We start from the raw sequence: 25,753 nt of genomic DNA, 5'->3' as shown, positions 1-25,753 counted from the left end.
GCCTCGCATGGCCATTCCCTGGCTGCTCGCCCTGAAAGTGATTCCATGGGGTGACGTGATCGAACACGCACCCAAGGTGCTGAACGCCGCCCGCAAGCTGATGGATCGGGAGAGGCCGCATGCAAACACGCCCGTTGGCGCCATGCCCATGGACCTCGTGTCGGACACGCCGCCCAGTCTGGGGGAGCTGCGCAACCGCCTGATCGAAGCGCGCCTGTTGATCGATCAACAGGCCCAGACGCAAGACCAGATGGCGCAGACCCTGACCGAACTGGCCGAGCAGAACGCCCGTCTGGTGGCCGCCGTACAGCTGCTGCGCGTGCGCACGAGACTGCTCATGTTCGTCATCGCCGCGCTGGCCATCGGCGTGATCGTGCTGTTCGCGCGCTGATCAGCCCCGCTCGCTCTGCAGCGAGGCATCGCAGCCCACTCCCGCCGCGATCCAGCGGCCGGCCAGCTTGCGCAAAAGAGGCGCCGCCCAGCGCCAGCGAGGGCCCAGCACGCCAGCCGTGTCGGTGATCGCACCACAGCGGTAGACCATCAGGTTGTCGTCCCATCGCAGCGCATGACAGGCACCGTGCCGCTTGCGCGAGATCACCTGCCCCAGAGGGCAGGGTTCTGCCAGGCAGCACACGCCACAGCCGTTGCACGGCGCACCGAGTGCCGGCTGGCTGGGAGCGGCCGCGTGGATGTGAATGATCTGCTCGCGCGGCATCAGGTCCGCGCCAGCACCGGCCCCAGCACGCGCCCGGTGTGGGTGTCCAGCCGCACCACTTCCTCCGGTGGTGCGGCCGCCACAACGCGGCCACCGCCACCACCGCCCTCAGGGCCCAGATCGATGATCCAGTCGGCTTCTGCCATCACGTCCAGGTCGTGCTCGATCACGATCACGCTGTGGCCGCCGTCCACCAGGCGGTGCAGCACGCGGATCAGCTTTTCCACATCGGCCATGTGCAGGCCCACGGTGGGCTCGTCGAGCACGTAGAGCGTGTGCGGCGCCTTCTGCCCGCGCCGGCCGATGTCGTCGCGCACCTTGGAGAGCTCCGTCACCAGCTTGATGCGTTGTGCCTCGCCGCCGCTGAGCGTGGGGCTGGGCTGACCCAGCGTGAGATAGCCCAGCCCCACGTCTTTCAGCAATTGCAGCGGGTGGGCGATGCTGGGCATGGAGGCGAAAAATTCGACCGCTTCGTCCACCTCCATCTGCAACACATCACCAATGCTCTTGCCCTTCCAGCTCACGGCCAGCGTCTCGGGGTTGAAGCGCGCGCCGTGGCAGACCTCGCAGGGCACCTTCACGTCGGGCAGGAAGCTCATCTCGATGGTGCGCATGCCCTGGCCTTCGCAACCCGGGCAGCGGCCTTCACCGGTATTGAAACTGAAGCGCCCCGGCCCGTAGCCGCGTGCCTTGGCTTCAAGCGTGTCGGCGAACAGCTTGCGCACCGTGTCCCAGAAACCGATGTAGGTGGCGGGGCAACTGCGCGGGGTTTTGCCGATGGGTGTCTGGTCGACTTCAAGCACGCGGTCCACCACCTCGGAGCCCAGCAGCTTGTCGCAGCCGGTCCATTTGGGGCGCTCGCCCGCGTCCCATTGGGTGCGACCGGCGAAGGTGCTGCGCTGGGACACGGCCGCCGCCGCGTTGGTGAGCAGCACGTCGCGAGCGAAGGTGGACTTGCCCGAGCCGCTGACGCCGGTGACGACGACCAGGCGCTGCAGCGGAACGGCGACGTTGAGGTCCTGCAGGTTGTGCAGCTTGGCACCACGGACCTCGAGCCAGGGGATGGCTCCCTCCCCCGCTGGGGGTGGGGTGGGGTGGGAACTCGCCGATGAAGCAGTGTCCGGGGTCACTGCGCGCCGCGCCTGCAGCGGATGCTTCATGGCATGCAGCAGATACCGCCCGGTGACGGACTCGGCATTCGCCGACAGATCGTCCACCGTGCCCTGTGCCACCACCCGACCACCGCGCTTGCCCGCGCTGGGGCCTATGTCGATCACGTGGTCCGCTCGGCGGATGGTGTCTTCATCGTGTTCCACCACCACCAGCGTGTTGCCCATGTCGCCGAGCTTGTGCAGGGCGTTGAGCAGGATGGCGTTGTCGCGCGCGTGCAGGCCGATGGTGGGCTCGTCGAGCACATAACACACGCCCTGCAGGTTGCTGCCCAGCTGCGCAGCCAGCCGGATGCGCTGGGCTTCGCCACCGCTGAGGGTGGGTGCGCCGCGGTCCAGCGTGAGGTAGTTCAGGCCCACCTCTTCCAGGAAAGCCAGGCGGCTCTCGATTTCGGGCAACAGATCGCGTGCGATGCCTGTCTCACGGACGCTCATGGAAAAACCGGTGTCGGGCCGCGCCTGCCCTTCTGCAAGCGAAACGCCAGATGGTGATTGCATCAGTGTGCTCACCCACTGCCGCACCTCCCGCACCGACAGGCGCGCCACATCGGTGATGCCCACGCCGCCGAACTTCACGGCGCGGGCCTGGGCGTTCAGCCGCGTGCCTTCGCAAGCGGGGCAGACCTCATCGACAAGGTCCTCCACCTCGGGCTCGGCAAAGCTCTGTTCGCGGCCGCGTTCGTTGTCGTCGCGCACCGAGTCGTCGAGCACCTTGCGCTGGTCGCGCGACAGCTTGAGGCCCGTACCCACACAGTCCGGGCACCAGCCATGCTTGCTGTTGTAGGAAAACAGACGGGGATCGAGTTCAGGGTAGCTGGTGGCACAGACCGGGCAGGCGCGGCTGGTGGAAAACGACTCCACCTTGCCGATGCCCACCGTGCTGCTGCTTTCGGCCATCGCCTGGCGCAGGCCATCGAGCGGGTGCAGCACGCTCACCACGCCTTTGCCAATTTCCAGGGCTTTGGCCAACTGAGTGCGCAGCCGCGCCTCGTCGGCCGGGCTCACCACGAAGTCGGCCAGGGGCAGTTCGATGGTGTGTTCCTTGAAGCGGTCGATGCGAGGGAAACCGGTGGTGGGCAGGAACTCGCCGTCCACCCGCAAATGGGTGTGTCCGCGCGGGCGCGCCCAGTCGGCCAGCTCCGTGTAGACACCCTTGCGGTTGACCACCAGCGGCGCGAGCAATCCGATGTGCTGCCCCGCATAGCGCTTGAGGATGGCGGCCGCAATGCTGTCGGCACTCTGCGGCATCACCGCCGCGCCGTCGTGCACACAGTGCTGCGTGCCCAGCTTCACATAGAGCAGGCGCAGGAAGTGCCAGACCTCGGTGGTGGTGCCCACCGTGCTTTTCCGACCGCCGCGCGAGAGGCGCTGCTCGATCGCCACCGTGGGCGGGATGCCGTAGACCGCGTCCACCTCGGGGCGGCCGGCTGGCTGCACGATGCTGCGCGCATAAGCGTTCAGACTCTCCAGGTAACGCCGCTGGCCTTCGTTGAACAGGATGTCGAAGGCCAGTGTGGACTTGCCCGATCCGCTGACGCCGGAGATCACGTTGAACTGACCGCGCGGAATGTTCACGCTGAGGTTCTTGAGGTTGTGTTCCTTGGCGTTGACGATGCGGATGGCATTGCCGTGGGCCTGGTCGCGGCGCGCAGCGGCCACCCGACCACGAGACTGGCTGAGGTAACTTGGCACCCGGCCTTCCTGCACCGCGTGCACCTCGCCCAGGGCCATGGCGTACTCGCGCAGGGCCTTGGCCGTGTGGCTGCTGGCGTGTTCCCGAACGGTTTCCGGCGGGCCTTCGGCCACGATCAGCCCCCCACCTTCGCCGCCCTCCGGGCCGAGGTCGATCAACCAGTCGGCGGATCGGATCACGTCCAGGTTGTGCTCGATCACCACCAGCGAATGTCCGGCATCGAGCAGCTTGCGCAGGCTGCGCATGAGCTTGGCGATGTCATCAAAATGCAGACCGGTGGTGGGCTCGTCGAACAGAAACAGCGTGCCCTTGCGCGAGAGCGGCTGGCGGCTGGCGCTCGCCCCCTTGGAAGCTTCTGCCAGAAAGCCCGCCAGCTTCAGGCGCTGCGCCTCGCCTCCCGAGAGCGTGGGCACGGGCTGGCCGAGCTTCACATACTCCAGCCCCACGTCCACGATGGGCTGCAGTACCCGGATGACTTCACGGTCACCAGCAAACAGCGCGGCGGCTTCGCTGACGGTGAGGTCGAGCACGTCGGCCACGTTGAGCAGGCGTCCCCCCCGGTCGATGCGCACCTCCAGAATCTCTGGTCGGTACCGCTTGCCATCGCAGTCCGGGCAGCGCAGGTACACATCGCTCAGGAACTGCATCTCCACATGCTCGAAGCCCGAGCCGCCGCAGGTGGGGCAACGCCCATCGCCGCTGTTGAAGCTGAACTTGGTAGGCGTGTAGCTGCGCTGGCGCGACAAAGGCGCATCGGCAAACAGCGAGCGGATGGCGTCCCAGGCGCCCACGTAGCTCACCGGGTTGGAGCGCGCCGTCTTGCCGATGGGCGACTGGTCGACGAACACGACCTCGCTCAGATGATCTGCGCCGAGCAGACGGTCGTGTGCACCCGGGCTGTCGGTGGACTTGCCGAAGTGGCGCAGCAGCGCAGGGGCCAGCACGTCCTGGATCAGACTGGACTTGCCCGAGCCGCTCACACCGGTGACCACCACCAGGCGCTGCAGCGGGAATTCAACCGACACATTCTTCAGGTTGTGCTCGCTTGCGCCCTCAAGGATCAGGCGCGGCGTGCTGTCGGTCACCATGCGCTTGAAGCCCATGCCGATGGTCTTGCGCGCACCGAGATAGGCGCCGGTGAGCGTGTCGGCACTGCGGATCTGCTCGGGCGTGCCGTCGAACACGATCTGCCCGCCCCTCTCACCCGGGCCGGGGCCCATGTCAATCAGGCGATCGGCCGCCAGCATCACGGCCGGATCGTGCTCCACCACCACCAGTGTGTTGCCCGCGTCGCGCAGGCGGATCATGGCGTCGTTGATGCGCGCCATGTCGCGCGGGTGCAGACCGATACTGGGCTCGTCGAGCACGAACAGCGTGTTCACCAGCGAAGTGCCCAGCGCGGTGGTGAGATTGATGCGCTGCACCTCGCCGCCGCTGAGCGTGCGGCTCTGGCGGTCCAGCGTGAGGTAGCCGATGCCGACCTCGCAGAGGTAGCGGATGCGGGTGTTGATCTCGTCGAGCAGGAGTTTGAGGGCCTGGGCCTGGCCTGTGTGAGCCTCTTTCCCGATCAGTTCTCCTGCGGCCCCCCACCCCTGTCCTCCCCCGCTGAGGGAGGGAACCAGAGAGGCAAAAAACACCCGCAGTTTGTCCAGCGGCAAGAGCATCAGATCGTGCAGACACAAACCGGGCAAGGCCTCCAGTTGCACCCGCGACCACTGCACGCCGGCCGGCAAGTACCGTTTCTCTGGTGGCAGGACCGCATCGGCCTGGGCCTTGGTACCGATGCGCCACAGCAGGCTGTCGGTCTTCAGGCGCGCGCCCCGGCAGGTGGGACATTCGGTGTAGCTGCGGTACTTGGACAAGAGCACGCGGATGTGCATCTTGTAGGCCTTGCTCTCCAAGTATTCAAAGAAGCGGCCAATGCCGAACCAGTGCTGGTTCCACTTGCCGTTCCAGTTGGGCGAACCGTTCTTCACCCAATGCTGTTGCTCGGGCGTGAGCTTGTTCCAGGGGGTGTCGCGGGGAATGCCCGCCGCCTCGGCATGGCGCATCAGGTCGTCCTGCGCTTCTTTCCAGGCCGGCGTCTGAAACACCTTGATCGCACCCCCTCGCAGTGTGAGCCTGGCGTTCGGAATGACCAGGTCGTGGTCCACGCCAATGACGCGCCCGAAACCGCGGCAGGCCTCACATGCACCCACCGCCGAATTGAACGAAAACATGGAGGGCGTGGGGTCGCTGTAGCGGATGTCGCTTTCCGGACAATGCAGGCCCGTGGAAAAACGCCAAATGGCCCCCACGCTCCCCGCTGCGCGTGGTTCGCTGCCCCCCGAGGGGGCTACCCCGTCTTGGGGCGGCCCGGCGACGGGGTGGTCTCTTCTCTCGTCACCCAGCGCATACACCATCAGCTTACCCGCGCCGCGCTTTAGACCCACCTCGATCGCCTCCATCACACGCGCAGGATCTGCCGTGGCGATGCGGAAGCGGTCGGCCACGACATCGAGCACCTTGATGGATTCACTGGCCGCTGGCTTGGCTTTGCCCTTGCTCTTCGCCGAAGCCTTTGCGTCCACGGGTTCGGCTGTGCGCTGCACCACCCGTTCGGCCTGGACCCGGGTGTAGCCGCTGGCAGAGAGCCACTGTTCAATTTCTTCCGGCGTGGTGCTGGCCGGCAGCTCGACCGGGAAAGTCACGACCAAACGTGGTTCGACCTGATCTTTCGCACTTTCAGCGCTGCGCCGCTTCAATTCGGCATAGATCGATTCGGGCGAGTCGTGGCGCACAGGCTGCGCGGTTTCGCGGTCGAACAGGTCGGCACCGCGCGCAAACAACAGCTTGAGGTGGTCATTGAGCTCGGTCATTGTGCCGACCGTGGAGCGCGAGCTGCGCACCGGGTTGGTCTGGTCGATGGCAATCGCCGGTGGCACCCCTTCCACCTTGTCCACCGCCGGCTTGTCCATGCGGTCGAGGAACTGGCGCGCGTAGGCGCTGAAGGTTTCAACGTAGCGGCGCTGGCCCTCGGCAAACAGCGTGTCGAACACCAGGCTGGACTTGCCGGAGCCACTGGGACCAGTCACCACCGTGAGTTCACCGGTGCGGATGTCGAGATCGAGGTTCTTGAGGTTGTGCTGGCGCGCGCCCCTGATGCGTATCAGCCCGGACCCACCCTCGGTCGCTTGCCCCGACCGATCATCGGCAACGTCGTCAAAAATGTCCGCCGCGGTTGGCTTGACGGGAGGGAAAGCATCGGACATGCAGGGACTCCAAAGGGGGAGCCCGACATTCTACGGAGGCCCTCCTCGCCCGGGTTTGCCCCTACGTCATATCCACAATTTATCGTGGGATCGGGCTGCCTAAACTTTCAGCAAACAGGAGACACATTCATGTACAAGCGGCTTTTGCGCCCGACTGCCCTCGTGATCACCCTTGGTGCATCAGTTCTTTTGGGCGCCACATCGCCGGCGTGGGCGCAGTTGCGCATAGGACAGCCGTCTGGCTTCACCGGGTCCGTGGCCGCTGGCGTCAAGGAAAACACCGAAGGCGCCAAGCTCTACATCGACGCCGTCAACGCCCGGGGTGGGGTCAACGGGCAGAAGATCGAACTCATTTCGGTGGATGACAAGTTCGACCCAACGGTCACGGTGGAGGTGGCACGCGACCTCATCACCAACCAGAAAGTGCTGGCATTGTTCCTGAACCGAGGCACGCCGCATTCGCAAGCGCTTTTGCCGCTGCTGGCGGAATTCAAGGTGCCGCTGGTGGGACCCAGCACCGGCGCCATGGCGCTGCACGAACCGGTAAACCCCTGGGTGTTCAACGTGCGCGCCACCTACCAGCGCGAGGCGGCCAAAGCCATCGAACACCTGGCCACGACCGGCATCACACGCATCGCCGTGCTACAGACCGACGATTCGTTTGGTGCTGACTCGGCAGCAGGCGCGCTCAAGGGTTTTGAAGCGGTGGGGCAGAAGCCTTTGCTTCTGGAGAAGTTTCCCCGTGACAAGCCGGACTTCACGGGACTTGCCACACAAGTTGCCAAGAGCGGCGCGCAGGCGGTCATGGTGATCGGCTCGGCCGGCAACACGGCCAACGCGGTGAAAGCCATCCGGGCAGCCGGTTCCCGTGCCCAGGCGGTGACGCTGTCGAACAATGCCTCCGAGGGCTTCATCAAGCTCCTGGGCGACCATGCGCGAGGCGTGATCGTGACCCAGGTGTTTCCCAACGAGCGCTCCGTGTCTTATGCCCTGATCAAGGAGGCACAGGAACTGGCCAAGGCAGCGGGCATGGAAGGCGTGTCGCCTGCCATGATGGAAGGCTACGCTGCGGCCAAGGTCCTCACGGAGGGTCTGCGCAGGGCTGGCCCGAACCCGACGCCCGTTGCACTGCGCAATGCCCTGGAAAGCATCAAGGATTACGACATGGGTGGATTGAAGCTGAGCTACAGTCCCACCAACCACACCGGGCTGGACTTTTCCGACCTGTCGATTATTGACGCCGACGGTAAATTCAGGCGCTGAAGGTGAAGTGAAACACCCCCGCGCCGCTTCTCGTCACCCCTCGAGGGGCTGAGGGCTGCGGCTCCAAGCCTGCCTGCGCAGGCTTGGACAGCCCGAAGAAGCCTCGCTTTTGGCGGGACTGCGGCCTGCAAGGCGCACTGGCCGCCCGGCAAAGCCGGCCCAGCGGTGCCCGTTGGGTTGGCCTGCTTCATGCCTCCTGGGTTGCGCAGCGCGGCGACCAAAGCTGGTCGAACGCACCACATCCGCAAAATCACACGGACATGAAGCCCAGGTTCCGATTGGTGAAATTGCTCAGGTTCGGCAGCACGGTATTGAGCTGCCCCTCGCTCGCACCGAACCAGCGCAGCAAGGTGGCGGCGTACTGGTCAACACTGCTGGTCGGGATCCAGCGGCCATGCAGCTCCCACGCGTGCTGCCCCACATCGTCCGGGCCACCCAGCACCAGCTCGGGGTACGCACCGTAGGTCGCGCCACCATTGACGGCGCCGCCCATCACAAGCTGGTTGTTACCCCAGGCGTGGTCGGTGCCGCTGCTGTTGTTCGGCTTGAAGGTCCGGCCAAAATCACTCTGGGTGAACAGCGTCACGCTGTTGCCCATGCCGATGGCCTGCATGGCGTTGTAGAAGCAGGCCATGGCATCGGCCAGCTGCTTGAGCAAATTGGCATGCTGGCCCACCTCTGCCGATGCGCCCACCTGATCGCCATGCGTGTCGTAGCCACCTTGCTGGGCGAAAAATATCTTCCGGTTGCCCTGCACGGTGTCACGTGCGGCCACCAGTTTGGCAATCTGGTAGAGCTGTCGACCAAGGCCTGTGTTGATGCGGTTTCCGGAGGTGATCGGCTGGAATGCGGCGTTGATCAGGGCCAGTCCAGGCACGACGGCCGTGCCGTTCGACGAGTCCGGCTGGACGGCAACCAATGACCCAAGGTTCTCGGCCATGTCGAAAGCGCCCCGCTGTTGCGCGGCAAAGCTGTTGAGCATCACGTTCGTGTGTGACGCCGCATACAGGGCATTCAAGGCGCTCCGTCTCGCAACGGTGGGCGTCCAAGTGCCTGTCAGCCCCTGCACGCCAAAGGTTCCCCCGGGCCCGGGCAGCACCAGGGGCACTTCCAATGCCGAAAGGCCAAATCGACCGTTGCCACCGACCGAAATCACGGGTTGTCCATTGCCACTGATCGTGGCGGCAGCACGCCCACCCCAGCCAGTGCGGCTGATCACGCTCGGCCCCCCAGCCTCCCAGAGCAGTTGCTGGTCGGAATGGGAAAAGAGGTTCTCTGGCTGTGGACGGGTCCGGCTGCGGTACTGGGCCTTGGTCAGGGGCACAGCCAATGGACCCACATTGAACACCGGCGCCAGACCGTTGTCGGCCCATACCGGCGCCAAGGCGCTCATCGCCGGGTGAAGGCCGTAGTCAGCACCCATTTCCATCAGACTGGAACGTGGGAGCGTGAGGCGCGTTCCCCGCACACCTGCGTACTGGGCATGTCGGGAGGCATCCCTGGGGACCACCATATTGAAACCATCGTTCCCGCCGTAAAGGAACAGGCAGACCAGGGCTCTATAGCCACCCGCCTGTGCGTGTGCGGTGGCAGGCATCAGGGCCGAAAGGCTGGTAGCGCCCAGCGCGCCAGCCAGCGTGGCGCCAGAACGTTGCATCCAGCGGCGGCGATTCATCAGCAGGCCATCGAGCATCTTGTTGTCGTTCATGACCATCCTCAGCGAATCAGTTGGTATTGGGGCGAAGCCAGCACGAGGAAGGCGGCCTGACGAACACGGTTGGTTTTGGCGTCGGCAATCTGCTGCCGGGTGCCCGACGTCGGAATACTGAACGCGGTTACCGCGTTGATCACTGCTGTGCGTTCGGTCTCAGGCAGCACCTCGCCCAAGTTCAGCAGTGCCAGGCGGTCCACCAGTCGCGCGGGGTCGGTGGCGTCGGCGGTGAACGCCTGGAGCCTGGCAAAAGTGCCTATGCCCCTGGGCACGCCCTTCGCCTTCTGCGAGCCACCCCAGAACACCAGGTAGTTGAGGTAGTTCATGCGTTGCAGGGCGGCGTTGGCATTGTGGATGCCAAAGGCTGGGCCCACGAGCGAGGTGCCGGGCACGGGGTAGTCGGGCGGGTAGAAGTTGAACACCGAAGGAGAGCGGAACACATGTTGACGCAGCTCTTCACCCCACCCCCAGCTCAGCGCGTCACCGTCGGTGCGGCCGTTCAGCGCCCGGATCGCGCCTGTGAACAATTGCACCGGCTCGCGCAGGCGGCCTGCTGTGTTGGCTGGTGTTTCGGTGCGGGCCTCTGGATCAAGCAGGATGGCCGCCACCACAGCCTTCATGTCACCGGGCCGGCCCGTTCCGAAGGCACCGAATCGTCCGGTGGTGAAGGCGTTGGCCACATTGGTCACGTAGGCAGGGCTAGGATTGCTGGTGACCAGATGCTGAATGAGTTGACGGCTGACGAACGGTGCCGTGTTGGGGTGCGCCATCAGGCTGTTGAGGACAGCATCCAGGGCTTGTTGCGCGCTGTGCCCCTCAGCGAGCAACTGGCCGGAGAGCAACGTCAATGCCTGGGTGTTATGGCGAGCAGCCACCGGCACCATATCGCCCTGGTAATAGCGGCAGTTGGTACCACCAGACCCGCAGCCCCAAGGTGACTTGCCCCCGCGCGGATACGTCCACCCCGTCAAGGCATAGGCATACGACCGCACAATTTCGTTGTCGTAGGTCGGGGTGCAGACACCCCCTGCCAGCGTGCCATCAGCATTGAGGTTGCAGGTGCCCACGGAAAACAGCTGCAGCAGTTCGCGTGCGAAGTTTTCATTGGGTTCGTTTCTGTCGTTGTTGGCGTTGTTCAGGTAGTCACCCATCACTGGCGAAAGGATCACCTTTCGAAGCACTTCACGGTAGTTGCCGAACGCCTGCTTCAACAGCGTGTTGTTGTAGTACTTGAACCCGTAGGTGCCAGACACTTCGAGGTTGGAAACCACCACGATCTGCTGCAACGCCAAGGCCACACGCTGACGCAACTGGTCGGGCTTGGTCGTGGCATTGCGGTAGAAGTCCCACACCAGCGGCGTGGTCGAGTACCAGTCGCGCCAGCAATTGTTGTTCCGGGTACTGCAGAAGTCCCTGTTCCGGTTCGTGTGTTTGTGAATCGCGCCAGACCCCCCCGTGGTGTAGGTAGAGGAGTTGAGCTTCATCTGCGAAGAGATCCATCTGGCTGCCCCCTGCTTCCGGATGTTTTTGACCAGCGCCTCAGATGGTCCGAACGTGGCCTGGTGAGCCAGGCGAACCGCATCGCTCTGGGTCGTGGCAAGGGCCCGGATATTGCCACCGGTGGACTTGGCGCCACTGGTTGCCGCAGCAGGTTCGGTGAGTAACAGCGCACTCACACCGGAGACGGTTCTTTCTGTGCCCGCTTCTGCGCTCTTCTCCGCCACTTCCTGGTCATCGGACTCGGACCCGGCATAGTCGATCAGATCACCTTCCGTGTCTTCGATGTCGGGGATGGCTTCCGGGACCGGACCCACCTCCACCGCGAGCGCCACCTGGCTTTCCGAGCTGTCTGCCAGCGCTTTCGGTTCAGCGTCCGCGCCGTCATTCCCGCCACATGCGGCCAGCGACAAGATGCCGCCCATCCACAATGAAAACAGAAATTTGCGCAGCACGGCCCTCAAGGAGACGTGGGGGTGGGGTGTGGGTAGAGGGCTCATGGACGCGGAATTTAGTCCTGAGCCCCCGCTCAAACGTAAATAAAAGTTACAAACCCGGGAATCTGTTACTTAACCCCACATTGCGGGGATTAAAGGCGCCTTTTCAATGATCAAAGGCGGTCTTTTTCCACAAATTTACCGCTCCTTGACCACCAACACGGGAACTTTTGCGTGCGTCAATACCTTCTGGGCCACGCTGCCCAGAATCAAGGCCTTGACGCCCTGGCGCCCATGAGACCCCATCACGATCAGATCGCAGCCTTCGGCTTCGGCGGTTTCCAGAATGCCTTCGTACACCACGTTGCGCTCGATGGTGTCACCGGAGAACGGTACGCCAGACGCCGCGCACACCTTGCTCAGGCCATCCAGCGCGCGCGTGGCTGCGCTCTTGGCTTCGGTCAGGTAAGCCTGCAGACCCACGGCAGAAGCGTCGCCAATGCCGATGTAGGGGAACGGATCGATGACATAGACACCCACCACGTGTGCAGACTGCGTCTTGGCCAGCTGCACGGCCGTTTCAACTGCCTTGGCTGCCAAGCCGGATCCGTCGGTGGGAACGAGAATTTTCTTGAACATGGTCCATCTCCTCTGGTCGTTGCAGGAACCGGGGGGCGATCGCGGAAGCGACCACTCCGCCCGAACCGGATTCCATCCTAGCGCAGTCCAACCGGTTCAGGGTTGCGCCAGGTCAAGCACGCCCGCCCGGTCTACACGCACCGCACAGTACTTGAGCTCGGCAATCTTGCCCACCGGGTCCAGGGCAGGATTCGTCAGCAGGTTGGCCGCCGCTTCCGCATAGGCAAACGGAATGAAGGCGGTGTTGGCAGGCATGCCGCTGTCCAGCCGCACCGCCAGCCGCACCTCGCCCCGACGCGAACGCACCTGTGCCAGATCGCCCGCCTGCAAATCCAGCCTGGCAGCGGTGTCGGGGTGCAGGCTGAGCACCGGTCCGGGTTCCACCGCGTCGAGCACGGTGCTGCGACGCGTCATGCTGCCGGTGTGCCAGTGCTCGAGCTGGCGGCCGGTGATCAGCACCATCGGGTAATCGCTGTCGGGCAATTCGTCTGGTGGCGTGAGCGCAGCCGCCACCAACCGTGCGCGTCCCGTGGCGGTGGGAAAACCATCGGTGAACACCACGGAATGGCCAGGATCGTTTTCGTCAGCCACCGGGTAGGTGACCGCGCCTTCCCGTTGCAGGCGCGACCAGGACAGGCCGGCGATGCTGGGCATGAGGCTGCGCATTTCTTCGAACACGGCCCCGATCCCTCGCCCGGCGCCGGCCGAAGCCGTGCCGTCGGCGGCGATGTCGTAGGTCCAGGCGAGTCCGAGCCGACGCGCCAGTTGCTCGGTGATCCAGGCGTCTGCCCGCGCATCGCCTGGTGCCGGCACGGCCTTGCGGCCCAGTTGCACGCAGCGGTCGGTGTTGGTCACGCTGCCGGTCTTCTCGGGCCAGGCAGTGGCTGGAAGGATCACATCGGCCAGGCCGGCGGTCTCTGTCAGGAAGATGTCCTGCACAACCAAGTGGTCCAGCCGGGCCAGGGCCTCGCGGGCGTGGTTGGCGTCGGGGTCGCTCATGGCGGGGTTTTCGCCCTGGATCAGCATGGCGCGGATCTGGCCATCGAACGCGGCGTCAATGATCTCCACCACGGTCAATCCCGGCTCGCTGCCCAGCGTGCCCGGCGGCACGCCCCAGAGCTGCTCGGCCTTCTCCCGCACTGCGGGCTCGGACACGCGCTGGTAGTCGGGCAACACCATGGGAATGAGGCCGGCGTCGCTGGCGCCCTGCACGTTGTTCTGGCCGCGCAAGGGATGCAGACCAGTACCGGGCCGGCCGATATGACCGGTGATCAGCGAGAGCGCGATGAGGCAGCGCGCGTTGTCGGTGCCGTGGGTGTGCTGGCTGATGCCCATGCCCCAGAGGATCATGCTGTTGCCGGCCGTGGCGTAGGCGCGGGCCACTTCGCGCAGGGTGGCGGCGTCGATGCCGCAGACGGGCGCCATGGCCTCGGGGCTGAAATCGGCCACATGGGCCTTGAGCTGGGCGTAGTCCAGCGTGTGCTTGTCGATGTAGGCCGTGTCGGCCAGGCCTTCAAACACGATGGTGTGCAGCAGGGCGTTGAGTAGGGCCACGTCGGTGCCGGCCTTGAAGCCCAGGTGTTTCCAGGCATGCCGTGCCAATTCTGTGCGGCGCGGATCGGCCATGACGAGGCGGGTGCCGCGCTTCACCGCGTTCTTGATCCAGGTGGCGCCCACCGGGTGGTTTTGCGCCGGATTGGCACCGATGATCAGCACAAAGTCGGCGTGCTCCACGTCGCGCAGCGGGTTGGTGACCACGGCCGAGCCCAGCCCTTCCATCAGCGCGGCCACGCTGGAGGCATGGCACAGCCGGGTGCAATGGTCCACGTTGTGGGTGCCAAACGCGGTGCGGATCAGCTTCTGGAACAGGTAGGCCTCTTCGTTGGTGCCCTTGGCCGACCCGAAGCCGGCCACCGGACCCAGGCGGCCGCGAGCCGAGGTACTGGCCATGGCCTGACTGAACCCGGCCGCTGCAGCGTCCAGTGCCTCGTCCCAGGTGGCTTCGCGGAACTGCTCGCGAATCTGCTCCGGCGTGAGTCGCTGCCGCACATCTGCGGCGAGCTTTGGCACGCCAGCACGTCGGATCAACGGGCGCGTGAGCCGCTCCGGGCTGTGGGCGTAATCAAAACCGAAACGCCCCTTGACGCACAGGCGCCCTTCATTGGCGGGACCAGCCTTGCCTTCGACATGCTGGATGCGATCGTCCGAGACGTGGTAGGTCATCTGGCAACCCACACCGCAGAAGGGGCAGACAGAGTCCACCTGCTTCTGCGAGACATTGGCGTATGCGCCGTTCGCAGGCGCGATGGCCCCTGTGGGGCATGCCTGCACACATTCACCACAGGCCACGCAAGTGCTCTGGCCCATGGGATCGTTCTGGTCGAACACGATCTGGGCATGCCCTCCCCTGAACGCCAGGCCCAGCACATCGTTGCCCTGGGTTTCGCGGCAGGCGCGGATGCAGCGTGTGCACTGGATGCAGGCGGACAGGTTCACCATCATGGCGGGATGACTGGCGTCTTGCGCTGACGCAGCGCGCAGTGGGAACCGGTCGGGCCGGGCTTCGACGGCATGGGCCCATTGAGCCAGTTCGCTGTCGTGCTTGAGCACCTGCGTTTCGGGAGCGTCACTGATCAGCAACTCCAGCACGGTTCTTCTCGCCTGGGTGGCGCGCGGCGATGCCGACTGCACCACCATACCCGGCGCGGGTGCCCGGCAACACGAAGGTGCCAACACGCGCTCGCCTTCGATCTCGACGACGCAGGCGCGGCAATTGCCGGGGCTGCGCAAGCCGTCCTGGTGGCACAGGTGTGGAATGGCCACGCCCACGCGCTGCGCCACCTTGAGCAGGCTCTCGCCCGGCGCGGCATCCACCGCCGCGCCGTTCAGCGTGAAGGAAATGGGCGCCATGTCCTGGGGCAAATCCTTGATGTTCATACCGTCACCCCAGCCTTCAATGTGCCATCCACCTCGTGCGCAAAAAAGCGCAACACCGAATCCACCGGATTGGGCGCTGCCTGCCCCAATCCGCAGATGGAGGCATCGCGCATCACCTGGGACAACTCGCCCAGCCGTTCACTGTCCCACACCGGTGCCTGCATCAGTTGCACCGACTTCGTGGTGCCCGAGCGGCAGGGCGTGCACTGGCCACACGATTCGTGTTCAAAAAACTGCATCAGGTTCAGCGCGGCGTCGCGCGCGCTGTCGTGCTGGCTCATCACCACCACGGCCATCGATCCGATGAAACAACCGTGTTCAACCAGGGTGTCGAAATCGAGCGGCACATCGGCCAACGCGGCGGGCAGAATGCCGCCCGAAGCGCCACCCGGCAGGTAGGCGTAGAGGTCATGACCCTCCAGCATGCCCCCGGCGTGCTCGTCCACCAGTTCACGCAAGGTGATGCCCGCCGGCGCCAGATGCACCCCTGGCTTCTTCACCCGTCCCGACACGGAAAAGCGTCGCAAGCCACTGCGCCCGCGCAGGCCCTGCCCTGCCAGCCATTCGCCGCCCTTGTGCAGAATCTCCGGCAGCCACCACAGGGTTTCCAGGTTGTGGGCCAAGGTGGGCCGGCCGAACACGCCGTGCATGGCCACGATGGGCGGCTTCAGTCGCGGCAGGCCGCGCTTGCCCTCCACCGACTCGATCAGCGCCGATTCCTCGCCGCAGATATAGGCCCCGGCACCGCGCCGCAGTTCAATTTCTGGTGGCGTGAAACCAGGGTGCTGATTGGCCAGGCTGCTCAGGGCCAGCGCCAACGCATCGAGTTCGCGCTGCAGCAGCACGCGCGCATCATGGTATTCGTCGCGCAGATAGAGCCAGATGCGCTCGACACCCGTCACGTGGGCCGCAATCAGCATACCCTCCAGCACTTGCGCAGCACCCGTGGTCAGCACCTGCCAATCCTTGAAAGTGCCCACCTCGCCTTCGTCGATGTTGACCACCATGTGACGTGGTCCGGGTTGCGCGCGCACGGTCTCCCACTTGCGCCATGCCGGGAAGCCGGCGCCGCCCAGGCCACGCAGACCAGAGGACTTGAGTTCGGCCAGTACCTGGTCGGCCGTCAGGGCGCCTTCCAGAAGGCGGGTGAACTGCAGCAACGCGGGAACAAGAACCGGCGCAGGCGTCAACACCTCGCGCGGCCCGGTGTCCCCCGCTTTCAGCAAATCGAGCACTGATTGTTCCGTGGCCTCTGGCAACTGTCGCTGACCAACGCAAGCGGCAGGTGCGCGATGGCACTGGCCGATGCAGGGCACCGCCTCGACCCGCACGCTGGCATCGCTGCCCAGGCGGTCTTTCAGATCCTTCAGCAGTGACTGCGAGCCCGCCATGGAACATGACAGACTGGTGCACACGCGCACCACGCGGGTCGGCACATGGGCGGCATCGTCCACCACATCGAAGTGGTGGTAGAAGCTCGCCACCTCGAACACCTCGACCTGGCTCAGGCGCAGGCGTTCTGCCAGCGCCGCCAGATGCCCGTGGCGCAAGGCCCCTTCTGCGTCCTGCAGCCGGTGCAGGTGTTCGATGAGCAAATCGGCGCGCGGCGCCAGTCCTTCACAGAGGGCGGCCACACGCAGGCTGGCGGCTGGATCGACCTGCCGCCCTTTGGGCGTGGAGCGCGGCCGTTGGCGGGCAGCTTCGGCCACGGTTTGAATGGGGATCACGCGGGGCTTGGCGGTGGGGCTCATCGCGGGAGAAGTCGTTTTCATGGCCGCAGCGTAGCACCGGGCCATGGGTTTTAATATGTTCTTCTGTTCATAAATAAGCCCGGCGCCAACATGCCGATGGCACACCTGCATCAGGTTCATCCCCATGCTGCGCATCACCCTGCAACCCGGCTGGCAGATAGGTCATGACGACGGCAAGGCCTTGCCTGCCAACACGCTGCTGCAACTGCTTGCTGCCGTCAAGGAATCCGGCAGCATCGCGCAGGCCGGCAGAGAACTGGGTCTGTCCTACCGGCATGCCTGGGGCCTGGTTCGCCAGGCCGAACAACAGTTCGGCCAAGCCCTGCTCACACGCGGGCGGGGCCAGGGTTCGTCGTTGACCGAACTGGGACAGACGCTCATCTGGGCGGACGCGAGGATCGGGGCCCGCCTGCAACCCTTGCTGGAGTCGCTGGCGTCGGAAATTGAAGGCGAACTGGGCCGCGTGCAGCGCAGGCAACGGTCCGTGCCCCGGTTGCACGCCAGCCACGGCTTTGCGGTGGCCACCTTGCGCGAACAGCTGAGCGAGCGCAAGGTGCCGTTCGAATTGCGCTACCGCAACAGCCTGGAGGCTGTGGCCGCTCTGGCGCAAGGCGACTGCGATCTGGCGGGCTTTCACGTGCCGCTGGGTCCCTTCGAAGCCGCAGCGGCGCAGCGCTACCTGCGCTGGTTGAAGCCCGATACGCATCGGCTGTTGCATCTGGCGGTTCGCACACAGGGCCTGTTCGTTGCCGCGGGCAATCCACTCAAGCTGCGCGGTCTGGCAGACCTGGTTCGGCCAGGCCTTCGCTTCGTGAATCGCCCGGAAGGCTCTGGCACGCGCGTGTTGACGGATCTGCTGCTTCAGCAACAAGGCATTGCATCGCACCACGTGGTCGGCTACGACAACACCGAACTCACGCACGCAGCGGTCGCGGCCTACGTGGCCAGCGGCATGGCCGATGCGGGCATCGGCGTGCAGACGGCGGCCCACCGTTTCGGCTTGCATTTCATTCCCCTGCTCAAGGAACGCTACTTCTTTGTCATGCCCGCGGATGCTTTGCAACGCAAGGAATTCAAGCCCATTCTCTCGGTGTTGCAGTCACCTGCCTTTCGTTCCAAAGTGGCTGCGCTCAAGGGCTACGAAGCCGCCCGCACAGGCGACATCCTGAGCATTGAAGATGCTTTCCTGACCTGAGGTATCGAGGGAGGCGGATGATGGGTGAACGGCCATTCGATTGGCACAGCGGTAGACCAGCAGATAAAAAATCGATGGGTGGTCATGCCGCGCAACGCCTGTCAACACAAGGCTTTGAGCCCATTGCGTGTGCTCACAGCGAAGCGCAATTGCACACCTCGGGTTGCATCTCGCTACGTATGCGTTTAGACTAAAAAAGGACCAGGCGGTGAACACTGCCCTGGGTCCACAGACCCACGCCTCCGCTTCGCGGGAAAGGAAAAAGTCTGTTTCGTTCAACGGCCAAGAGGTCGCTTGAGTTCTTTTGTAGGTCCCTTACCGGGGCCGACCGGCTCGTTTCATTGCCCTGACGGGCGTGACTGATCCGGTTCGCCAGAAGCCACGAATGCGCAGCGTCGCAGCGTGTCTTCACCACAAACAACCCATGGCATGACCCTCTCAGGCTCGACCACGCTCACCCCTTCCTTTCCCCTCGTTTTTCGATCTGCGCGCCCGGCCGATGGCGCCACGCTGTGGCGGCTGGTTCAAGCAGCCGGCACGCTCGAACTCAACTCCCAATACTTCTACCTGCTGCTGGCCACCGACTTCGGCGATACCTGTCTGATCGCGGAACTCGACGGGCAGGCGGTCGGCATGGTGATCGGCTACCACCCACCGCGCGAACCCGCCACCGCCTTCGTGTGGCAGGTGGGTCTGCTGCCGAAGCACCAGGGCAAAGGTCTTGGCTTGCAGATGCTGATGGCCTGGCTTTCCCTGCCAGCCAACACCCACTGCCAATGGGTCACCGCCACGGTGGCTGACGACAACACCGCCTCGCAGGCCTTGTTCAAACGACTGGCCGCCGAGCTTCAAACCGGTTGCGAGGTGCGCCCGCACTTCACAGCCGAACACTTCGCGCACGACCACCCTGCGGAACCGCTGTACCGCATCGGTCCTCTTGCGCGCGGCACGCCTTCGCGCGCCGACTGATTTTTTTTGCGTGTCGCCGCGCGGCCCATGGCCACGCACATCACCGCGGCACATCCGCTTTTGCAACGACGAAAGGACTCCCATGAACATCTTTGAAAAACACGAATCCGAAGTGCGCGGTTATTGCCGCAACTTCCCCGCCGTGTTTGCATCCGCCAAGGGTGCGTGGATGACCGACACCCAGGGTCGTCGCCACCTCGACTTCTTCAGTGGTGCTGGCGTGCTCAACTACGGCCACAACCCCGACAAGATCAAGCAGGCCCTGATGGCCTACCTGATGCGCGACGGCATCACCCATACGCTGGACATGTACAGCGAAGCCAAGGAAGCCTTCATCAAGAACTTCCACGAAGTGATCCTGCAGCCGCGCGGCCTGTCCTACAAATTCCAGTTCCCTGGCCCCACTGGCACCAATGCCGTGGAAGCCGCGCTCAAACTGGCGCGCAAGGTCACCGGCCGCGAGCAGGTGGTGGGCTTCACCAACGCCTTTCACGGCATGACGCTGGGCTCGCTGTCGGTCACCGGCAATGGCTTCAAACGTGCCGGTGCCGGCGTGCCCCTGGGCAACGCAGCCTCCATGCCGTTTGATGGCTACATGGGAGCCGACACCGACACGCTCGACTATTTCGAATCCATGCTGGTGGACAACGGCAGTGGCATGGACCTGCCCGCCGCCGTGATCCTGGAAACCGTGCAGGCCGAAGGTGGCGTGAACGTGGCCAGCACCGCGTGGATCCGCCGCCTGCGCGAGATGACGCAACGCCATGGCATCGTGCTCATCGTCGACGACATCCAGGTGGGTTGCGGCCGCACCGGGCACTTCTTCAGCTTCGAAGAAGCCGGCATCGTGCCCGACATCATCACCCTGTCCAAATCGCTCTCCGGCTACGGCCTGCCGCTGGCACTGGTGCTGATCAAGCCGGAGCTGGACCAGTGGGCACCGGGCGAACACAACGGTACCTTCCGCGGTCACTGCCCGTCATTTGTCACCGCCACCGCCGCGCTGAGCTACTGGCGCAACAGCCTGCTGCAGGAAGCCGTGGAGCAAAAGAGCGTCATCGTGCAGGAACGTCTGGCCCAGATGCTTCGCAAGCAAGGCGCTGACGGCACGGTGCGCGGCCGAGGCCTGATCCAGGGTGTGGAGTTCGCCGACGCGGGGCTGGCTTCGCGCATCTCGCAGGCCTGTTTCGAACGCGGTCTGGTCATTGAGACCGCTGGCATCGACGACCAGGTGCTCAAGCTGCTGCCCAGCCTGACCATCAAGGAAGACGAGCTGCTGCACGGCCTCGACATCATTGAAACCAGCCTGCGCGCGGTCATGAGCCAGGGCATGCGCAAGGCCGCCTGAACCCGCTCGACCCGACACCAAGAACAAAGGAAACACACATGATCGTCAAACACCTCGATGACATTCTGGGCACCCCTGCCGACGTCGACACCGAAGGCTGGACCAGCCGTCGGCTCATCTACAAGGACGCCGGCATGGGCTATTCGGTCAACGACACCGTCATCAAGCCCGGTGCCGAGCTGGAGATGGAATACCGCAACCACCTGGAAACGGTGTATTGCATCGAAGGCGCGGGCGAGATCACCGACCTGGCCACCGGCCAGACGCACGACATCCGCGTCGGCACCATCTACGCCCTCAACAACCACGACCGTCACATCCTGCGTGCCAACAAGGGCACTCATATGCGCATGGTCTGCGTGTTCAACCCGCCGCTCACTGGCCGCGAAGTGCACGACGCCACCGGCGCCTACGCGCTCGCCGACTGAGCGCACGAAGAAGGAGGAACCCCATGAGCAACGCTTCACAAGCCACATCGGTCGAGGACCGCTACCCTTCCCGCGTCGCCCCACAAGCGCAGGTCACGCCACGCAAGGACCCGGTGGTGCACGGCAGCGCCGACGACGGCCCGCTGAATGCCCACCAGCTGCACTTCTATGAAGACAACGGCCACCTCACCTTCGACGAACTGCTCAGCGACGCCGAGATCACCGAGTGCCTGGCAGAACTGCAGCGCCTGCGCAGCGATGAAGCCCTGAAAGACACCGACGAAGCCGTGATCGAACCCGGCAGCCGCGAATTGCGCTCCATCTTCGCGGTGCACCAAAGCAGCGAGGTGATGCGCCGCCTGTGCAACCACCCCAAGGTGGTGGCGATTGCCCGTCAGTTGCTTGGCAGCGAGGTGTACATCCACCAGTCGCGCATCAACTACAAGGGCGGGTTCCGGGGCAAGGAGTTCTATTGGCACTCCGACTTCGAAACCTGGCACGTGGAAGACGGCGTACCCGCCATGCGCATGGTGAGCTGCTCCATCAGCCTCACGCCCAACACGCCGCACAACGGTCCGCTGATGATCATCCCTGGTTCGCACCAGCGCTTCGTGGCCTGCGTTGGCGAAACGCCCGACAACCACTACAAGAAGTCCCTGAAGAGCCAGGAAGTGGGCGTTCCCGACGACGACAGTCTGACGCAACTGGTGAACGACTTTGGCATCACCGCGCCCACCGGCCTGGCGGGGTCGGTCACGTTCTTCGAGTGCAACATCATGCACGGCTCGAACTCCAACATCACGCCGCTGCCGCGCAGCAACGTCTTCGTGGTCTACAACAGCGTGCACAACACCCCGGTGGACCCGTTCTGCGGTCTGGCGCCACGCCCGAACTTCATTGCCGAGCGCATTGACTTCACGCCCGCCGGCCTGCCCGAAGCCCGTTGACCGCAACTTCTGGAGAAACCCATGTCCACACGATTCCACATCCGCCGCACGATCCTGACCCTGCTGGGCGCCACCGCCCTGCTCTCCACCAGTCTGGCCAGCGCCCAGACCACGCTGGAGAAGCTGCGTGAGCAAGGCTACATCCGCGTGGGCTTCGCCAACGAAGCCCCGTATTCGTACGCCACCGCCTCGGGCCAGCTCACCGGCGAATCGCCCACGGTGTTCCGTCATGTCATGAAGCAGTTGGGCATCAAGGAGGTCGACGGTGTGCTGACCGAATGGGGCTCACTGATTCCGGGCCTGCGCGCTGGCCGCTTTGATGCCATCGTGGCCTCGATGTACATCACTCCCGCACGCTGCAAGCAGATCATCTTCGCCAACCCCACCTACGGCATTGGCGAGGCGCTGGTGGTCAAGACCGGCAATCCCGATGGCATCAGCACCTACCAGGACGCGGTGGACAAGGGTGCCAAGATCGCTTTCGTGGCAGGCACCGCCGAGATCGAGCACGCTCGACTGGCCGGCATGAAGCGCGACCAGGAAGTGACGGTGCCCGACTTCGCTGCAGCAGTAGCCAACGTGAAGTCCGGCCGCGCTTCGGCTGCCGCCTTCACATCTTTGACGGCGCTGGACCTGGCCAACAAGGACGAGGGCATCGAGCGCGCCAAACCCTTCACGTTTACCCACAACGGCAAGATCTACAAGGGTGAAGGCTCGTTCGGCTTCCGCCCGGAGGACACCACCCTGCGCGACGCGGTGAATGCCGAACTGGCCAAGTTCATTGGCACCCCGGAACACCTGGCCATGGTGAAGCAGTACGGTTTCGACGAATCGAACCTGCCTGAGAAGACGGCTGAGCAGCATTGCGCCGGGGAGTGATTCTGACTTCCCCCTGCGCCGCTTCGCGGCTTCCCCCCTCTCTGGCGCGCCTGCGGCGCTTGGAGGGGGGACGCACCCTGTGGCCCGGCGAAGCCGGTTCCACGGGTGCCCTTGAATGGGGGCACTTGCTCCGGAGAGGGCGTGGCGCTCCCCGCTGCGCGGCTGACTGATGGCTCTGCGCCCCACTGACATGTTCCGATCGCTGCCCTTGCTCTTGGTCACCGCCATCGTCGCGTTCGCGGCGGGATTGCATGTGGCCAGCTTCACTGCGATGGGTGAGCTGTTGCCTGAGTTGCTGCGCGGCGTCCGCGTCACCGTGCTGGTCGCACTGGGTGGTTCGTTGCTGGCGATGGTGATGGCGCTGCTGGCCGGGCTGGCCAAGCTGCATGCGCCACGGCCATTGCGCTGGCTGGCCGTGGCTTACATCGAAACCTTTCGCGGTACATCGGCGCTGGTCCAGCTGTTCTGGTTGTTCTTCGTGTTGCCGCACTTCGGTATCACGCTCAACCCGATGACGGTGGGCATTGTCGCGCTGGGCCTCAACGTGGGCGCGTATGGGGCCGAGGTGGTGCGTGGCGCCATCGGTGGCGTGGCGAAAGGCCAGTGGGAGGCGGCGCAGGCGCTGAACATGACGCACACCCAGGCGCTGCGCCGCATTGTGCTGCCGCAGGCGTTTGTGGCCATGATCCCTCCGTGGGGCAATCTGCTGATCGAGCTGCTCAAGGCCACCTCGCTGGTGTCGCTGATCACGCTGTCCGACCTCACCTTCAAAGCCCAGCAGGTGAACCAGAACACCTTGCGCACGGTGGAGGTGTTCAGCCTCGTGCTGCTGATGTACCTGGCGTTGTCGGTGCTGATCACGGTGGGTACTCGGGCGCTAGAACGCCGAGTGAAAAGATGACACCCCCCGCGCCGCTTCGCGTCACCCCCCTCTCTCTGGCCTGCGGCGGGAGGGGGGCGGCACCTTGGACCAGCGGAGCCGGATCTTCGGTGCCCCTGGATTCGGCGCCTTCACTCGCGGCGCATTTGACATGAACACACAAATCTGGGACTGGGCGTATGCCTGGGAGATCCTGCCGATTCTTGCCGAGGCTTCGGTGGTGACCTTGCAGGCCACGTTGATGGGCTTTGTGTTGGCGCTGGTGCTGGGGCTGGTGTTTTCAGTGGGTCGCATGGCCGGGCCGGCGTGGCTTCGGCTGGCGGTGGCAGGGGTGGTGGAGTTTGTGCGGTCCACACCGCTGCTGATCCAGATCTTTTTCCTTTACTACGTGATGCCCGAATTCGGTCTCACGATTGACGCCATGCCGGCCGGCGTGTTGGCGCTGGGCCTGCACTACGGCGCCTACTGTTCAGAGGTGTACCGGGCCGGGCTGGAGAACGTGCCCAAGGGGCAGTGGGAAGCCTCGCTGGCACTCAACCTTTCGCCCCTCACCACATTCAAGGACGTGATCCTGCCGCAGGCCATTCCACCGATCGTGCCGGCCCTGGGCAACTATCTGGTGGCGCTGTTCAAGGAAACACCGCTGCTGTCCGTCATTGCCGTGCTGGAGCTGATGCAGACCGCCAAGATCCTGGGTTCCGAGAGTTTTCAATACACCGAACCCATCACCTTGGTGGGCCTGTTCTTTCTGGTCTTCAGCCTGGTGTCTGCGGCGCTGATCCGCCGGGTGGAACAGCGACTCAAACAACGCGCAGGGAGACGCACATGACCACGACCACCACGCACATCGACCTGCCCTCATCAGACGCGCCAGTGGATGCTGCTCCCATGGTGGTGTTCGACGCCGTGACCAAGCGCTACGGCGATCTCACCGTGCTTGATCGACTCGACCTCTCGGTGGCGGCGAATGAAAAGGTCGCCATCATCGGCCCATCAGGCTCGGGAAAGACCACGGTGCTGCGCATGCTGATGACGCTGGAGAGCATCGACGATGGCGTGATCCGCGTCGGCGGCGAACCCCTGACCCACATGCAACAAGGCGACCGGCTGGTGCGCGCGAACGCGCAGCACCTGCGGCGCATGCGCGGACACATCGGCATGGTGTTCCAGCACTTCAACCTGTTTCCCCACATGACGGCGCTAAAGAACTGCATGGAAGCCCCGGTGACCGTGCTGGGCCTGAGCACCGACGAAGCGCGCGAACGCGCTGGCGAACTGCTGAACATGGTGGGGCTGGGTGACAAGCTCGACCACTACCCTGCGCAGCTCTCCGGCGGGCAGCAGCAGCGCGTGGCGATCGCACGCGCCCTGGCGGTGCGCCCCAAGGTGATGCTCTTCGACGAAGTCACATCGGCCCTCGACCCCGAGCTGTGTGGCGAAGTGCTCAGCGTGATCCGTACCCTGGGCAGCGAACACAACCTGACCATGTTGATGGTCACCCACCAGATGGGCTTCGCCCGCGAGTTCGCCGACCGCGTGTGCTTCTTCGACCAGGGCCGCATCGCCGAACAGGGACCAGCGAAGTCGTTCTACGAAAACCCACAGGAGGCTCGCACGCAACAGTTCTTGCGGGCAGTGATGGACGCCGTGTAGAAATTGTGCCCACCCCCGTCGCTTGCTCACTGCGTGTAGCCGCATCCCCCCTCAAGAGGGCGATACCAGTCGTCCGGCAAAGCCGGCCCGACGGTATCTCTGGATAAGGGACACTTCAGGCTGGAAGCATGCAGTCCCCTCAAAGAGCGAAGGCACGTTCGCCTGAGGGGAGTCCGATCCCGATCCCCCTCTTCGCCGTGTGGCCGGGCTGAGCCGCGCAGCGTCGAGCGGATCAGGGCGGGCGTTGTCTGAGCCGAAGGCGAGTTCAGCCCGCCCCCCTCGACGCGAGCAGCGCAAGGAACCCCGTAGAGGCCCGGACTTCGGCTCGCCTTTCTGGGGCCTACGTTTCTTCGGCGAAGCAAAGAAAGGTAGGTCGCCCGCCGGGGCGAGA

Annotated in this window: 18 protein-coding genes; 11 read left to right on the top strand and 7 right to left on the bottom strand. The window is 64.5% G+C overall.

Annotation, left to right across the window (positions count from 1 at the left end; genetic code table 11):
* Positions 1 to 7: 7 nt before the first annotated feature.
* Entirely contained in the window at positions 8 to 391 is a 384-nt protein-coding gene (locus J2W49_RS21805; RefSeq protein ID WP_310321091.1) for a hypothetical protein, read from the top strand.
* Here the strand turns inward: J2W49_RS21805 and J2W49_RS21800 are convergent, their stop codons facing one another.
* A complete protein-coding gene (locus J2W49_RS21800) occupies positions 392 to 715 on the bottom strand; it encodes a hypothetical protein (RefSeq protein ID WP_310321089.1) in 324 nt (107 codons plus the stop codon).
* A complete protein-coding gene (gene uvrA, locus J2W49_RS21795) occupies positions 715 to 6,828 on the bottom strand; it encodes an excinuclease ABC subunit UvrA (RefSeq protein ID WP_310321087.1) in 6,114 nt (2,037 codons plus the stop codon). Before uvrA ends, J2W49_RS21800 begins: the two co-directional genes overlap by 1 nt.
* 129 nt (positions 6,829 to 6,957) lie before the next feature.
* Between uvrA and J2W49_RS21790 the strand changes: the two genes are divergently transcribed.
* Positions 6,958 to 8,091, top strand: coding sequence for an ABC transporter substrate-binding protein (locus tag J2W49_RS21790; RefSeq protein ID WP_310321084.1), 1,134 nt, complete (start codon positions 6,958 to 6,960; stop codon positions 8,089 to 8,091).
* Between the two features lie 250 nt (positions 8,092 to 8,341).
* Here J2W49_RS21790 and J2W49_RS21785 read toward each other — a convergent pair whose 3' ends face one another.
* The 5 genes from J2W49_RS21785 to J2W49_RS21765 all read right to left on the bottom strand — a co-directional run bounded on the left by J2W49_RS21785 (position 8,342) and on the right by J2W49_RS21765 (position 17,084).
* Entirely contained in the window at positions 8,342 to 9,799 is a 1,458-nt protein-coding gene (locus tag J2W49_RS21785; protein WP_310321081.1) for a DUF1501 domain-containing protein, read from the bottom strand.
* Positions 9,800 to 9,807: 8 nt separating this feature from the next.
* On the bottom strand, positions 9,808 to 11,799 hold the full coding sequence (locus J2W49_RS21780; RefSeq protein WP_310321080.1) for a DUF1800 family protein: 1,992 nt from the start codon (positions 11,797 to 11,799) through the stop codon (positions 9,808 to 9,810).
* A 135-nt stretch (positions 11,800 to 11,934) separates the two neighbouring features.
* Positions 11,935 to 12,375 carry a universal stress protein gene (locus J2W49_RS21775; RefSeq protein WP_310321078.1) on the bottom strand — a complete coding sequence of 147 codons (441 nt, stop codon included), beginning with the start codon at positions 12,373 to 12,375 and terminating at the stop codon, positions 11,935 to 11,937.
* Positions 12,376 to 12,471: 96 nt separating this feature from the next.
* On the bottom strand, positions 12,472 to 15,312 hold the full coding sequence (gene fdhF, locus J2W49_RS21770; RefSeq protein WP_310321075.1) for a formate dehydrogenase subunit alpha: 2,841 nt from the start codon (positions 15,310 to 15,312) through the stop codon (positions 12,472 to 12,474).
* Positions 15,309 to 17,084 (bottom strand): NAD(P)H-dependent oxidoreductase subunit E, encoded by a 1,776-nt coding sequence (locus tag J2W49_RS21765; protein WP_310321074.1) that lies wholly within the window; start codon positions 17,082 to 17,084, stop codon positions 15,309 to 15,311. Before J2W49_RS21765 ends, fdhF begins: the two co-directional genes overlap by 4 nt.
* 103 nt (positions 17,085 to 17,187) lie before the next feature.
* Here J2W49_RS21765 and J2W49_RS21760 point away from each other — a divergent pair, with 103 nt between their 5' ends.
* The 9 genes from J2W49_RS21760 to ehuA all read left to right on the top strand — a co-directional run bounded on the left by J2W49_RS21760 (position 17,188) and on the right by ehuA (position 25,362).
* Positions 17,188 to 18,258, top strand: a complete 1,071-nt coding sequence (locus tag J2W49_RS21760; protein WP_310321072.1) for a substrate-binding domain-containing protein — start codon at positions 17,188 to 17,190, stop codon at positions 18,256 to 18,258.
* A 429-nt stretch (positions 18,259 to 18,687) separates the two neighbouring features.
* Positions 18,688 to 19,227: a diaminobutyrate acetyltransferase gene (gene ectA, locus J2W49_RS21755; RefSeq protein ID WP_310321070.1), complete on the top strand. Its 540-nt coding sequence runs from the start codon at positions 18,688 to 18,690 to the stop codon at positions 19,225 to 19,227.
* A gap of 82 nt (positions 19,228 to 19,309) precedes the next feature.
* Complete coding sequence (ectB, locus tag J2W49_RS21750; protein ID WP_310321068.1) at positions 19,310 to 20,575, top strand: diaminobutyrate--2-oxoglutarate transaminase; 1,266 nt, start codon at positions 19,310 to 19,312, stop codon at positions 20,573 to 20,575.
* 38 nt (positions 20,576 to 20,613) lie between these two features.
* On the top strand, positions 20,614 to 21,003 hold the full coding sequence (locus tag J2W49_RS21745; RefSeq protein WP_310321067.1) for an ectoine synthase: 390 nt from the start codon (positions 20,614 to 20,616) through the stop codon (positions 21,001 to 21,003).
* A 23-nt stretch (positions 21,004 to 21,026) separates the two neighbouring features.
* Positions 21,027 to 21,950, top strand: coding sequence for an ectoine hydroxylase (thpD, locus tag J2W49_RS21740; protein ID WP_310321065.1), 924 nt, complete (start codon positions 21,027 to 21,029; stop codon positions 21,948 to 21,950).
* 21 nt (positions 21,951 to 21,971) lie between these two features.
* Entirely contained in the window at positions 21,972 to 22,829 is an 858-nt protein-coding gene (ehuB, locus tag J2W49_RS21735; RefSeq protein ID WP_310321063.1) for an ectoine/hydroxyectoine ABC transporter substrate-binding protein EhuB, read from the top strand.
* A 271-nt stretch (positions 22,830 to 23,100) separates the two neighbouring features.
* Positions 23,101 to 23,730, top strand: coding sequence for an ectoine/hydroxyectoine ABC transporter permease subunit EhuC (ehuC, locus tag J2W49_RS21730; protein ID WP_310321334.1), 630 nt, complete (start codon positions 23,101 to 23,103; stop codon positions 23,728 to 23,730).
* Positions 23,731 to 23,860: 130 nt separating this feature from the next.
* Positions 23,861 to 24,538: an ectoine/hydroxyectoine ABC transporter permease subunit EhuD gene (gene ehuD / locus J2W49_RS21725; protein WP_310321061.1), complete on the top strand. Its 678-nt coding sequence runs from the start codon at positions 23,861 to 23,863 to the stop codon at positions 24,536 to 24,538.
* Positions 24,535 to 25,362, top strand: a complete 828-nt coding sequence (gene ehuA / locus J2W49_RS21720) for an ectoine/hydroxyectoine ABC transporter ATP-binding protein EhuA (RefSeq protein ID WP_310321059.1) — start codon at positions 24,535 to 24,537, stop codon at positions 25,360 to 25,362. Before ehuD ends, ehuA begins: the two co-directional genes overlap by 4 nt.
* Positions 25,363 to 25,753: the final 391 nt, after the last annotated feature.

Source organism: Hydrogenophaga palleronii (assembly GCF_031457455.1).
Taxonomy (GTDB): Bacteria; Pseudomonadota; Gammaproteobacteria; order Burkholderiales; family Burkholderiaceae_C; genus Hydrogenophaga; species Hydrogenophaga palleronii_A.
Note: the sequence above shows the minus strand (reverse complement) of the source record. Positions and strands in the feature narration are given on the sequence as shown.

Bases quoted from the DNA above. Each gene is read 5' to 3' on its own strand.
- J2W49_RS21805 (WP_310321091.1), top strand. From the start codon at position 8: ATGGCCATTCCCTGGCTGCTCGCCCTGAAAGTGATTCCATGGGGTGAC.
- J2W49_RS21800 (WP_310321089.1), bottom strand. From the start codon at position 715: ATGCCGCGCGAGCAGATCATTCACATCCACGCGGCCGCTCCCAGCCAG.
- uvrA (WP_310321087.1), bottom strand. From the start codon at position 6,828: ATGTCCGATGCTTTCCCTCCCGTCAAGCCAACCGCGGCGGACATTTTT.
- J2W49_RS21790 (WP_310321084.1), top strand. From the start codon at position 6,958: ATGTACAAGCGGCTTTTGCGCCCGACTGCCCTCGTGATCACCCTTGGT.
- J2W49_RS21785 (WP_310321081.1), bottom strand. From the start codon at position 9,799: ATGAACGACAACAAGATGCTCGATGGCCTGCTGATGAATCGCCGCCGC.
- J2W49_RS21780 (WP_310321080.1), bottom strand. From the start codon at position 11,799: ATGAGCCCTCTACCCACACCCCACCCCCACGTCTCCTTGAGGGCCGTG.
- J2W49_RS21775 (WP_310321078.1), bottom strand. From the start codon at position 12,375: ATGTTCAAGAAAATTCTCGTTCCCACCGACGGATCCGGCTTGGCAGCC.
- fdhF (WP_310321075.1), bottom strand. From the start codon at position 15,312: ATGAACATCAAGGATTTGCCCCAGGACATGGCGCCCATTTCCTTCACG.
- J2W49_RS21765 (WP_310321074.1), bottom strand. From the start codon at position 17,084: ATGAAAACGACTTCTCCCGCGATGAGCCCCACCGCCAAGCCCCGCGTG.
- J2W49_RS21760 (WP_310321072.1), top strand. From the start codon at position 17,188: ATGCTGCGCATCACCCTGCAACCCGGCTGGCAGATAGGTCATGACGAC.
- ectA (WP_310321070.1), top strand. From the start codon at position 18,688: ATGACCCTCTCAGGCTCGACCACGCTCACCCCTTCCTTTCCCCTCGTT.
- ectB (WP_310321068.1), top strand. From the start codon at position 19,310: ATGAACATCTTTGAAAAACACGAATCCGAAGTGCGCGGTTATTGCCGC.
- J2W49_RS21745 (WP_310321067.1), top strand. From the start codon at position 20,614: ATGATCGTCAAACACCTCGATGACATTCTGGGCACCCCTGCCGACGTC.
- thpD (WP_310321065.1), top strand. From the start codon at position 21,027: ATGAGCAACGCTTCACAAGCCACATCGGTCGAGGACCGCTACCCTTCC.
- ehuB (WP_310321063.1), top strand. From the start codon at position 21,972: ATGTCCACACGATTCCACATCCGCCGCACGATCCTGACCCTGCTGGGC.
- ehuC (WP_310321334.1), top strand. From the start codon at position 23,101: ATGGGTGAGCTGTTGCCTGAGTTGCTGCGCGGCGTCCGCGTCACCGTG.
- ehuD (WP_310321061.1), top strand. From the start codon at position 23,861: ATGAACACACAAATCTGGGACTGGGCGTATGCCTGGGAGATCCTGCCG.
- ehuA (WP_310321059.1), top strand. From the start codon at position 24,535: ATGACCACGACCACCACGCACATCGACCTGCCCTCATCAGACGCGCCA.